Source organism: Terriglobus roseus DSM 18391 (assembly GCF_000265425.1).
Classification (GTDB): domain Bacteria; phylum Acidobacteriota; class Terriglobia; order Terriglobales; family Acidobacteriaceae; genus Terriglobus; species Terriglobus roseus.
On the sequence record NC_018014.1, the window covers coordinates 1,918,675 to 1,930,269 of the forward strand.

The 11,595-nt window shown below is 60.4% G+C and carries 12 protein-coding genes and 1 tRNA gene; 5 read left to right on the forward strand and 8 right to left on the reverse strand.

Translation table 11 applies throughout. The features are described 5' to 3' along the window. Positions 1-656: 656 nt before the first annotated feature. From TERRO_RS08080 to purQ, 6 genes are all read right to left on the reverse strand, one after another. Positions 657-1,142 carry a hypothetical protein gene (locus TERRO_RS08080; RefSeq protein ID WP_014785512.1) on the reverse strand — a complete coding sequence of 162 codons (486 nt, stop codon included), beginning with the start codon at positions 1,140-1,142 and terminating at the stop codon, positions 657-659. 180 nt (positions 1,143-1,322) lie between these two features. Beyond that, a tRNA-Val gene (locus TERRO_RS08085) sits at positions 1,323-1,399 on the reverse strand. An 88-nt stretch (positions 1,400-1,487) separates the two neighbouring features. Further along, positions 1,488-3,353: a ferrous iron transporter B gene (gene feoB, locus TERRO_RS08090; protein ID WP_014785514.1), complete on the reverse strand. Its 1,866-nt coding sequence runs from the start codon at positions 3,351-3,353 to the stop codon at positions 1,488-1,490. Beyond that, positions 3,350-3,628, reverse strand: coding sequence for a FeoA family protein (locus TERRO_RS08095; protein WP_041592514.1), 279 nt, complete (start codon positions 3,626-3,628; stop codon positions 3,350-3,352). The genes feoB and TERRO_RS08095 overlap by 4 nt, the downstream gene beginning before the upstream one ends. Positions 3,629-3,709: 81 nt before the next feature. Continuing rightward, positions 3,710-4,507, reverse strand: coding sequence for a tyrosine-protein phosphatase (locus TERRO_RS08100; RefSeq protein ID WP_014785516.1), 798 nt, complete (start codon positions 4,505-4,507; stop codon positions 3,710-3,712). Between the two features lie 15 nt (positions 4,508-4,522). Further along, positions 4,523-5,218 (reverse strand): phosphoribosylformylglycinamidine synthase subunit PurQ, encoded by a 696-nt coding sequence (purQ, locus tag TERRO_RS08105; RefSeq protein ID WP_014785517.1) that lies wholly within the window; start codon positions 5,216-5,218, stop codon positions 4,523-4,525. 58 nt (positions 5,219-5,276) lie between these two features. Between purQ and TERRO_RS08110 the strand changes: the two genes are divergently transcribed. The 3 genes from TERRO_RS08110 (at position 5,277) to TERRO_RS08120 (ending at position 7,716) form a co-directional block, all read left to right on the forward strand. Beyond that, complete coding sequence (locus TERRO_RS08110) at positions 5,277-6,485, forward strand: hypothetical protein (RefSeq protein ID WP_041592515.1); 1,209 nt, start codon at positions 5,277-5,279, stop codon at positions 6,483-6,485. Between the two features lie 207 nt (positions 6,486-6,692). Continuing rightward, positions 6,693-6,995, forward strand: coding sequence for a PilZ domain-containing protein (locus tag TERRO_RS08115; protein WP_157178291.1), 303 nt, complete (start codon positions 6,693-6,695; stop codon positions 6,993-6,995). Then, positions 6,988-7,716 (forward strand): response regulator transcription factor, encoded by a 729-nt coding sequence (locus tag TERRO_RS08120; protein WP_014785520.1) that lies wholly within the window; start codon positions 6,988-6,990, stop codon positions 7,714-7,716. Before TERRO_RS08115 ends, TERRO_RS08120 begins: the two co-directional genes overlap by 8 nt. Before the next feature lie 74 nt (positions 7,717-7,790). Here TERRO_RS08120 and TERRO_RS08125 read toward each other — a convergent pair whose 3' ends face one another. After that, positions 7,791-8,375, reverse strand: coding sequence for a YceI family protein (locus TERRO_RS08125; protein WP_014785521.1), 585 nt, complete (start codon positions 8,373-8,375; stop codon positions 7,791-7,793). Positions 8,376-8,557: 182 nt separating this feature from the next. Here TERRO_RS08125 and TERRO_RS08130 point away from each other — a divergent pair, with 182 nt between their 5' ends. Beyond that, positions 8,558-9,832, forward strand: coding sequence for an MFS transporter (locus TERRO_RS08130; protein WP_014785522.1), 1,275 nt, complete (start codon positions 8,558-8,560; stop codon positions 9,830-9,832). Between the two features lie 38 nt (positions 9,833-9,870). Here the strand turns inward: TERRO_RS08130 and TERRO_RS08135 are convergent, their stop codons facing one another. Then, positions 9,871-10,728 carry a TIGR03435 family protein gene (locus TERRO_RS08135; RefSeq protein WP_014785523.1) on the reverse strand — a complete coding sequence of 286 codons (858 nt, stop codon included), beginning with the start codon at positions 10,726-10,728 and terminating at the stop codon, positions 9,871-9,873. A 151-nt stretch (positions 10,729-10,879) separates the two neighbouring features. On the opposite strand from TERRO_RS08135, the gene phoU reads away from it, so the two are divergent. Continuing rightward, a complete protein-coding gene (gene phoU / locus TERRO_RS08140) occupies positions 10,880-11,569 on the forward strand; it encodes a phosphate signaling complex protein PhoU (protein WP_014785524.1) in 690 nt (229 codons plus the stop codon). Positions 11,570-11,595 lie beyond the last annotated feature (26 nt).

Consider the following 11,595-nt stretch of genomic DNA (forward strand, 5'->3'; position numbering starts at 1 on the left):
CGTGCCGGACGCAGCATGCGCTTTGCCCGGGTGCCACGATGCAGAAGCTGCTTACATGCGCGCGCCTTTCCCGAGAAAAAAGCAGGAAAAACGTCCGACAACAAGAAGACAGAAAGGACGGCGCTAACTTATAGCGGTTACTCAACCATACCAAGCGAATAGCGCGAAGTGTGAGGATTTTTGTAAATGCTTCTTACTGTTGCCAAACAGTCAACCAAACTTTCGTGTTAGTTCGGGAGGCGGAGAGAAGCCTCCCGAAAGCGATCCTTTGTTTCTTCCCCGTCCCTTTCGGAATCCCCTGCAGATGTGTTGTCTATGCCGGCGTTCGCCCGCAGAAGGCCATGAAGCTCGGCCTTAGTATCCGTTTCGTCCGATGTGATGCTGCACTTGGGATGGACCCGTCTCTCCCGCAAATGTTGCGGCCGGCCATACGAATTAGCCTCAAACTGCATCCGCAGTTTGCTGTGAAGACGGCCTCATGCACCCTCGCAGCCACTCCGCCGTGCAGGGAACTTGCCTTTTGGCGGTGCGTTGAAGATGCTGAAGCTTCTGCGCGATCTCGCACGAAAAAAGGGAGCCGGTGAAGCGGCTCCCTCGCGAAATATATAAGCTCCTGCCTACTTCAATCACCAATTTGTGTCATCGCATTACCATCTTCACCCTTGACCGACTTGCGCGCGGCTGAGCGCAACGCCGAGCATGATCCCGTCGGAGCCTTTGCAGCACGGCCAGCAGCGAAAAGTCATGGGCAAGACGGCGAACGCCCCATCGCTGAACTTCGGAGAACGGTCGCCAGCGTCCATGGCAACCCACCACGCTGTGCAGTTCCCAACGGCGCTATTCCCAACCAGCATGTTGCCGTAACACGTGAGACCACCCTTGATGGAAGCCATCGTCGCGTACACCGGCACTACAAGATCGTTCGGGCCTGGCGCAACATCCATGTTGGTCGTGTTCGAACTCGCGTCATAGGTATTTCCGTACATCACGCCGGTGCTCGCGACACCGCTGTCTGACTCATGGGTCGAGCAGTTATTGGACACGCCCCAGATGTGGTTATCGAACTCCTGCGTGTTCGTGCTCGATTGATCGTCAAAGCCGTTGTGAAGCCCATGGTTGAAGGCCGACTTCAGATTTGTCATGACGCAGTCGATGCACCCACCATGGAGCCGGTGCCTTGCGGGGCCGTGATCTCCGCGTCGTCGATCGTGTTCGTGGGAGTTTCATCGGGGACACTGTGGTAATCGTACCCAACCCCAGCAATGAAAACGCGCCCATTGCTGGGCGCGTGGTGTTTCATGGTGTTCCATGGAACAGACTTTTGGTGGGCAAGGAGGGACTCGAACCCCCGACATCCTGCTTGTAAGGCAGGCGCTCTAACCAACTGAGCTACTCGCCCATTCCTCTATCCAGCATACCAGCTTCGTGTACTGCGGGTAAGGGAAGCTGTGGGTACCCATGCGGATGCACCTATGCAGGCCGCTTGCTTATACGTGGAAGGCCAAAGCAATGCGGTACGTCACGAACGAAGCCGCATACGCCAGCACCGTCATGTACCCCATCTGCACCAGCGGCCACTTCCAGCTATTGGTCTCGCGCCGAACGACGGCCAGCGTAGCGGTGCACTGCATGGCCAGCGCAAAGAACACCAGCAGGGCCAGCGCCCCGGCGAGGCCAATCTCAGCCCGGAGTGCCACGCCCGCATTGACTGATCCGTAGAGGGTAGCCAGCGTGCTGACAACACTCTCACGCGCCACAAATGCCGTCAGCAACGAGATACCCACGTTGCGCGTCAGGCCCAGCGGCCGCAGCAGCGGTTCGATCAGGTCGCCCAGGTGTGCCAGGTAGCTTGCGCCCACTTCGCTTGGCTGACCGTTGTGAAACGGCATGTGCGACAGGAACCATACGGCCAGGTTCAGCACCAGAATGACCGTTCCCACCTGCTTTAGAAACACCTTGCTGCGGTCGTAGATGGCCAGCAGGATCGTGCGCAGCCGTGGCAGACGGTAGTTCGGCAATTCGATCGCGAAGAGAGAGGGCTGGCCCTTCAGCATGCTGAAGTTCAGCAGCTTTGCGGTGAACAGTGCAGCCAGCAGGCCCAGCGCGTAGAGCAGCATCATCGTGATGGCCTGCAGGCCAAGCGCATTGCCCAGCAGCTTGCGCGCCGGAATGAACGCGGCGATCAGCAACGCATAAACCGGCAGACGCGCGGAGCAGGTCATGAACGGTGCGATCAGGATCGTTGCCAGCCGGTCTTTCTTCGACGGTATGGCACGCGTCGCCATGATGGCTGGCACCGCGCAGGCATAGGCGCTCAGTAGCGGCAGGAACGACCGGCCGTTCAGTCCGACGCGACCCATCGTGCGATCCGCGATCACGGCTGCACGGGCCATATAACCGGAGTCCTCAAGGACCGTGATCACAACGAACATGCAAAGGATCGTCGGCAGGAATCCGAGGACCGATGCCACGCCGTTCCAGATACCGTCTACCAGGATCGCGCTCACGATCGCGTTCGGAATATGCGCGCCAATCGTGGCGCCAATTGCGCTGAGCCAGTTGCTGAGCGCCGTCCCGGCTGGGTAAGCTGCGCGGAACATGATCTGGAACGCCGCCATGATGAACAGCAGACAAAGGATAGGGCCGATCACCGGATGCAGCGCCCAGCGATCGAACTCCCGCGTGAAGCGCGAGTGATTCGGGCGGCGGTAGGCGCCGGTCTTCGTCAGGTTGTTGCAGTCCGTCGCGCAGCCGGGGGCAGCGTTGCCGCCTGCCTGCAGGACCGGCAGCAGGGCTGCGGCGGCGTGTTCGCCGCTCAGGAAGCGGGTGATCGCATCCATGCCGGTGCCGCGCGATGCGCTGATCAGCGCGGTCGGCGCGCCCAGCTCCCGGGCGACGGCCAGCGGATCGATGAAGCCCTTGCGTGCCGTAAGTTCGTCGGCCATGTTGATCAGCACCAGCGTCGGCAGGCCGCACGCCAGCACCTGGCCGATCAGTGTCATGTACCGGTGCAGTTGTGTGCCGTCGACCACCAGCAGAACCGCGTCCAGCTTCGCGACGTTATGCTGCTTGCCCATCAGGACGTTGACGGCAATCTTCTGATCTTCGGACTCGGGCGTCAGGCTCCAGACGCCGGGCAGATCGACGACCGTCTGGCCACTCTTCAGCTTGCCGCTGCGATGCTCAACCGTCACGCCGGAATAGTTGCTGACCTTCTGGCGCATGCCCGTAAGCCGGTTGAAGAGTGTGGTCTTGCCGACGTTCGGCGGACCGATCAGGCCCACCGTCCGGTAAGCACCGCCGGCTGGCCGCGGGGCGACTGTAGCGGGAGCGGGAGCAATCAGGGTGCTCACCGTGCGCGCTCCAGTGCGATCTTTACCGTAGCGGCGGTCTCGCCGCGCAGGGCAATGTCGAAGCCATCCACGCGGACGATCAGCAACGACTTGCCGGAGAGGCTGCGCACCAGTTCGACCTCTGCGCCGGAGTTCAGACCCAGCGAACACAGGTGGCAGTACGCTTCGCCCTGCGCAACGCCCAGGACGTGCGCCTTCTCTCCGCGATTCAACTCAGCCAGGTGCAAAACAAGTCCTTCTTCCGTGCGCGTGTCGCTCACTTCATCGTAACGCAATCTACGACGGAATTAGTCCGCGATTGCTGCTGAAGGGTTGGATGACACGGGGCGGCGCAGGATGCGGCTGATTCGAATGCATTAGCGCGAGAAGATGCGCTTCCACAGGCTCGGCTTGTCTTCCGGTTCATCCGGCTCCGCGTCCTGCACTGGCTGCTCGGGCAGGGGATTGCCCTCAAACACAGCCATCGGATTGGTCACGCAAAGCCGCGTGGCAGTGTCCTCACCTAGCCGCTCCGCAATCGAACGGCGAGCAATGCTCATGGTCGGCGTACGGCGCTCCAGGTCATGCGCGTCCGTCGCGATGAAGTGGACGGAGTTTTGTTTGAGCAGCGACCACGCGAGCGACTCTGCCGTATGCCCAAACGTGCCGAGCACGGAACCTGCGGTTACCTGCAGCAGAAGCCCATTCGCCACCCACTCCTGCAGCTTGCCGGGCGTGCGCTGCAGCGTCACGTTCCGCTCGGGATGCGTCAGGATGGGGGTCATCCCGCCGATGCGCAGGTTGTACAGGATCTCGTCGATGCGGTTGGAGATGCCGATGTCCGGCAGCTCGATCAAGAGATATTCCTTCTCGTTGATCGTGTAGCGGCGTTTGTGGACGCGCGCATCTTCCGTGTTCTCAAAGTTCAGATGGAAATCGCACCCGAGGCCCAGCGTCATCGCCGCCGCAACGTCGGGCGGCAGCGCCTCGCGAATCTGCTGCAGCAAACCCTCATTCCGCGCGCGATCGTAGGAGTACCGGTCGTTCGCATGAGGCGTTGCGACGACATGCGTGATGCCGTCCTCCATCGCCATCTGCACCATCGCAACCGACTGCTCAAGAGACTTCGAGCCGTCGTCAATGCCGAACAGCAGATGTTGATGGATGTCGACCATGTTCCTGGGATGCTGCTAAACGGTCTGCAAGCTGTTGATGAGTCCCTGGAAGAGCTTTAATCCATCGGCTGATCCCAGCAGAGCCTCGCTCGAACGGTCCGGATGCGGCATCATGCCAAGCACGTTACGACCTTCGCTCAGGATGCCGGCGATGTTCTCCAGCGATCCGTTGGGGTTCGCCTCGGGCGTGACCTCACCGGTGGGCGTGCTGTAGCGGAAGGCGATACGGTCGGCCTTCTTCATCGCAGCGAGCGTCGCGTCGTCGCAGAAGTAGTTGCCTTCCATGTGGCCGATCGGCATCTGCAGCACTTCACCGCGCGAAAGCAGGTTGGTGAACGGCGAATCGGTGGTCTCGGTGCGCAGATGCACCTGCTTGCAAATGTAGCGCAGACCCGCATTACGCATCAGTGCGCCGGGCAGCAGGCCGCTCTCGCACAGGATCTGAAAGCCATTGCAGATGCCCATCACGGGACCGCCTGAGGCAGCAAACTTCTTGACCGATCCCATGATCGGCGCAAAGCGCGCGAGGGCGCCGGTGCGCAGGTAATCGCCATAAGCAAAGCCGCCGGGCACCAGGATGGCGTCACAGCCCTGCAGGTCTTCCGACGCATGCCAAAGGAACGTAACGGGCTGGTGCGCCACAGCGTCGATGACGTTGTAGGTGTCGTGGTCGCAGTTGGATCCGGGGAAGACAAGGACGCCGATCTTCATGGTTCCAAGGGTACAGGATTACGACGGGTGCTTGGGACGTCGCGTTACACTCGTCCGCATGATTCCGTCGCTTCGCCAGGACTTCAACGCGCGCTTCACCTACGACAAGTACCGCAGAATGCGAGCCGAGCTCGATCGCCACACCCGCACGGCCATCGACATCCGCGTCGCGGAGACACCCGTCTTCCTGCCCGCAGCGATGGTTGCGGAGATGGTCGACGCCGGTGCCGCCATGACGCATCAGCTCCTCAGCGATACCGAATACCTGCGCATGGCGGAGGAGACGATCCCGCCCGCCTTCCGCGTCGCGCACACCGACGCACACCCCAACTTCATGACGGTCGACTTCGGTCTGGTCCGTGAATCGGACGGGACTCTGACACCCCGGCTGGTCGAACTGCAGGCCTTTCCGTCGGTCTACGGCTACCAGGCGGCACTCGGGGAGGCGTACCTGCGGGCATTCCAGCTCGACACGCAACTGAGTCGATTCATCGGTGTCGACGAAGACCAGTATTGGGAGGCAATGCGGCAGGTTATCGTCGGCAATCACGCCCCGGAAAACGTCATCCTGATGGAGGTGACGCCGGATCAGCAGAAGACCCTGCCAGACTTCCGCGTGCACGAGGATCGTCTCGATATCCGCACCATCGACATCACGCAGGTGCGCCAGCGCGGCACAAAACTCTTCTACAACCGGGACGGCGTGGAGACACCCATCGAGCGCATCTACAACCGCGCCATCGTGGACGAGATGCTGCGCAAGAACATCCAGCCCGGCTTCGATCTGACTGCGGATCTGGACGTTGAGTGGGCTGGTCATCCGAACTGGTACTTCATGATCAGCAAGTTTTCGCTGCCGTTTCTGCGGCATCCATCGGTGCCGCCATCGTTCTTTCTGGATGAGTGGATGCGCGGAGAACACCGCGAACGCTTGCCCGCAGATCGCGCCGATTGGATACTCAAGCCGCTGTTTTCCTTCGCAGGCAAAGGAATTGAGTTCGCACCCAGCGACGAGCTGCTCCACTCCATTCCCACGGACCAGCGACGCAACTACCTGCTGCAGCAGCGCATGGATTTTGCCTCTACCGTCGAAACGCCGTATGGCCCGACACAGGCCGAGATCCGCATTCTGTATGTCTGGCCTGACGACGGAGACCTGCGCGCGATCAACACATTGGTGCGGCTGGGACGCGGCAAGATGATGGGCGTCGACCACAACCGCGACCAGCTTTGGGTCGGCGGCTCTGCCGGTTTGATCCTGGGTTAAGGGCCGATGCGATGACGGTAGGTGGCTTGTGAGACGGGTGCCGTCCTGTGTAACCGTATTCGATGTCAGCTAACCCACTGGATTGAGGACTCTTGGAGTACACTTCTCTCAAAGAATGTGACTAGAGTAACCAACACGTCTCTGTTCAATTACCGCATGCCTCCAGCGCCGATGCCACCTAACCCGCCCTCGCTCGTGACTGATCCCATGCGGAATTCGGTGCGCTTTCCACTGCGCCTGAACGTCCATGTCGACACGGAAAATGGTCCAGTAGACGCACTTACTGAAGACATTTCATCCTCTGGCGTGCAGTTCGTCATGCCATGGGCGCCGCCGATCAACAGCCGTCTCGCATGGACGCTCGTGCTGCCCGGCGACATCATGGGATCGCCTGAGGACGTGTCGGTGAATTGCGTAGGCCGCGTGGTCTGGCACAGACCCGGCATCGTGGGCAAGCAGGTTGGCGTGGTGATCGATGGCTACCGCATCGGAGATATCGCCCATGGATGAGCGCGCGCTCCACGAGACCCACGATGAAGATCTGCCGGAGAACGGCATCCGGGTCATTCTTGCGGATTCGCAAGCGATCTACCGCGTCGGCATGCGCAAAGTCTTCGCGCTGGAGGATGACATTCGCGTCGTCGCGCAGGCCGAGACACTGCTGAATCTTTACGCAGCACTGCAGCGATTTCCCGCCGACGTGGTCGTCCTGGAAGCCCAGTTGATTACCGGCACGGTGGATGCAATCCCGGAGCTTGTTCGCCGTGCACCCAACGCAAAGGTCATCGTGCAGGTGGTGGAGAACGATGAGGCTGCGACGGTGGAACTCTATCGGCGCGGTGTGCGTGGCGTGATCCCTCGCTCCATCTCGCCCGACCTGCTGGTCAAGTGCGTTCGCAAGATCGCCGCCGGAGAGACTTGGATCGACAACCGTTCGATCACATGGGTGATTGAGGCCTATCGCTCGCAGGCCAACGCCCTCGTGAGTCCTCGTTCGCGCCCTCGGCTTTCCTCGAAGGAGATTGCGATCATCACGTGCATTACGCGCGGTATGCGCAACAAAGAGATCGCATACCACGTGGGAACGACCGAGCAGGTCATTAAGAACTACCTGCGGAAGATCTACGACAAGCTGGGCGTAAGTGACCGCCTGGAGCTTGCCCTGTACTGCATGCACCACCAGTTGCTGAAGCACTATCCGCAGGACGCGGTCATGGAGCTGGTGCAGTAGACAAGTTGCAGCATGAGAATGAAAAGGGCCCCGCAACGTTGCGAGGCCTTTCTGTTTCGTGGGACTTGCTCAAACTACTTGTTGATCTCGATGTCGATTGTGAACTTGACTTCGTCACCCAGCACAGGCGGCTGAAACTTCGCTTCCTGGCCGAAGTTGAAGTTCTTCCGGCTGATCACGCCAGTGGCCGAGAAGCCGCTGAGCATCTTGCCGTTCTGTCCGGGCTGGGGAGCCGCGGGGCCTTCCACATCCAGTGTGACCGGCTTGGTCTGGCCACCCAGGGTCAGGTCGCCGACGATCTGCAGCTTGCCTTCGCCGGTGCGCTTCACCTGCGTGGAACGGAAGGTCAGCGTGGGGTACTTTGCCACGTCGAAGAAGGTCTCGGACTTCAGGTGGCCGTCACGCTTGGGTTCGCCGGTGTCGACGGTGTCGGTCTTCATGGTGGCTTCCACGTGAGACTTGGACGGATCCTTCTCATCCCAGACCACGGTGCCGGTCGCGCCGCCCAGCTTGCCGTGGACGTTGCTTACACCAAGGTGGCGGATGGTGAACTCAGCGCCCGAATGGACGGGGTCGATGTTCCATGTGGATACCTGCGAAAACGCCGGCAAAGCAACGGTCAGCGCAGCAACAGCAAATGCACTCTTAAAGATGTTCATGGTCTCCCTGAATAAAACTTGTGATCTCACTCTACCGACGTACCAGGCGTCTGAGTCGATTTCTGTAGATTCAGATGACCACAAAAAGTCCTTCGATGCAGAAATAAATTGCGCAATCGATTCGTCCTGCAAAATTTGTCTCGCCTACCCGCCACACGAGCCATTAGGATCGGACGAACCCTATGGCAACTGGCATTGTGCAGCAGTGGAAGACGCTCACGTCTCCGCAGAAGAACGCGTTCATCGCATGTTTTCTTGGATGGTCGCTCGACGCCTTTGATTTCTTCGTCCTGACCTACTGCATTACCGCCATCGCCACGGACTTCCATACGGGCGTGGAGCAGGTGACGGAGGCGCTCTTCTGGACACTGGTGATGCGGCCCGTGGGCGCGCTGATCTTCGGCGCACTTGCGGAAAAGATCGGCCGGCGCCCGACGCTGATGATCAACATCATCAGCTTCTGCGTCTTTGAAGTTGCATCGGGTTTCGCGCCAACGCTTGGCTGGCTTCTGGTCTTCCGCGCACTCTTCGGCATAGCGATGGGTGGCGAGTGGGGCGTGGGCGCCGCGCTTGCGTTTGAGACGCTGCCGGAGAAGGGCCGCGGCTTCTTCAGCGGCCTGCTACAGGAGGGATACGTCATCGGCAACCTGCTGGCGGCGACCGTCTACGGCCTCGTCTTCCCGCATCTGCATCCGGCGGGATCGGGCCTGCTGACCAACTGGCGCATCATGTTCTTCCTGGGCGCTGCACCGGCTGTGCTGGTGTTCTACATCCGCAGCAAAGTAGCCGAATCGCCCGCATTCCTGGCGGGACAAGCCAAGGCAGTCAAGCCGTCGCTCAACTTCGGCGAAGTGGCTCGCTACCTGCCGAACTTCCTCTTCCTCGTGCTGCTGATGACTGCCTTCACATCGTTCAGCCACGGCACACAGGATCTTTACCCAACCTTTCTGCAGAAGGGCAAGGGCTTCGCACCCGCGCGTGTGGGATGGGTCTCGGATGTAGGCCACATCGGCGCGCTTCTGGGCGGCATCACCTTCGGCACCTTGTCCGAACGCTGGGGTCGCAGACGCTGCATTGTGATCGCGGCGCTGCTAGCGATCCCAATGATCTACATCTGGGCCTTTACCTTCGAGCCGTTTGTCGTCGCGACCGGTGGCTTCCTGATGCAGTTCATGGTGCAGGGAGCATGGGGCATCATCCCGGCGCACCTGAACGAACTGTCGCCCGCAGCCGTACGTGCGACGTTCCCAGGATTGGCCTACCAGCTCGGCAACCTGCTCTCGTCGCGCAATGCCAAATTCCAGACGGCACTGGCCCGCAAATACTTCCACGGGCAGCTTGGTCCCATCTTGGCCATGACCGTCGCCATCGTTGCGATAGCCGTTAGCTTGCTCGCAGGGTTTGGCAGGGAAGCCAAGGGCCAGAGCATGCTCACAACGGACGATGTGGCGATCTAGCTGATCTGGGTCGTCACACGCTGGATGGCTGACCGCAATCAATTCTCGGTCGGCTGATCCAGGTGGTCGATGACGTACAGCTTCACGGGACCCTTCGTGGGAACCAGGCGCAGTCCCGTCTCTGTCTGTAATGCCTCGGCAAAGGAAGGCAGAGCTGCGTCCTCGTCCGAGACGGGAGCGGTACCCGAATCACGAGCCCACTTCAGCTTCACGTCGATCTTGCCTTGGAATCCCGTGCGATCGTAGACATCCCGTTTCACCTGCGCGGCGAGCAGCTCCGCGAATTGTGAGGTCGAAATGCCATGACCGGCGATCTCGTTCTCTCTGGAAGAGGCGCAGCCACCGCAAAGCCCGTACACCGTCTTGGTCTTGTCGTCCGGATCCAGCGCAGCGGTCAGCTTTGGGCCGTCTTTCCCTGGCGCCAGGTCATACGTAGGCATCTGTTTCGTCTCGACGTGGTACTTGAGTCCGAAGCGTTCCGTCAGCAAAGCCAGCAGAAGAGCGCGGTGCTGATCCTGCGTCAGCTTCTCCGCTGTGGCTGCGTCCATGTCAGTAAGCTTGGCGGTGATATCGAAGTGCTGCTCCTTCGCCCAGTTCGGCAGGTCGAGCACCTGGTCCTGCCGAGCGTGGAAGGCACTATTCAGGATCCATTGCAGGGTTACGTTCGTGGCCTGCAAGGCGGCGAAGCGCCAACTCAGCCCCATGCCGGTCTCCCCAGGCTTTGCAGGTTTCACCGTTGACACGTCGTAGGTGGATTGCCCATGCGCACGTGCCCCATCCACCATTGTCGTCACCGCTGCGGCTGCGACAACAACCGGAAAGACCAGGGAACGTCGGAGCCGCGGCAACGAGAGCCGGATTTTTGCAGGAAACAGCCTGCGTACGATGCAATGCATAGTGGAAGACCTCCGCACGGGAAGCATAAACGCAGCCAGGGAAAAGGCAACTGGTAGGACCACTTGGGAAGGTCGAATGGGTATTTCGCCTGATTTCACGCACTCGTTGGCCTTCCAGCGAATTTTCCGCGAAAATAGAGCAGAAGGCCTTATGCCACGAATTCACTTCCAGCAACAGCTCGCCACGCTCAAGGACAAGCTCCTCGCGATGGCTGCACTCTCGCAGCAGGCGCTTGAGCTGTCGGTCGAGGCATACCTGCAGCGCGATACGGGTCTGTGCGATCACGTGCATGACATCGAGGCCGCGATCAATGCTGCGGAGCGTGGCGTGGGCGAGATGGCCTACGAGCTTCTGGCGAAGGAGCAGCCCATGGCGATGGACCTGCGCTTCATCATGGCTGTCATCAAGATCAATGGCGATCTGGAACGCGTGGGCGACCAGGCTGTGGCCATCGTCAAGCGCTGCGGCGAGCTGCAGAAGTACGACCCCAACGCCGGTCCGGAGAATCTGCCCGGCGACATTGCGCAGATGGGTGCGATCGCCGTCAAGATGATCCGCCGCGCCATCCGTTCGTTGCTGGAGGGTGATCCCGTCCTTGCCGAGAAGGTTCTCGACATGGATGACGAGATCGATCGCCTGAACCACGAGACACAGGCTGCTCTGCGCGATGAGATGATGCGCCGGCCTGAGGTCACGGAGAACGCTCTGAACTCGATCATCGTTGCGCGCAACCTGGAGCGCAGCGCCGACCACGCGACCAACATTGCCGAAGACGTCATCTTCTGGGTGCGCGGTTCGGACGTGCGTCATAAGGCCGCAGCTGCGGCCGTCCTACAGTAACGATTCATTCAGCCGGGAAGGCATTG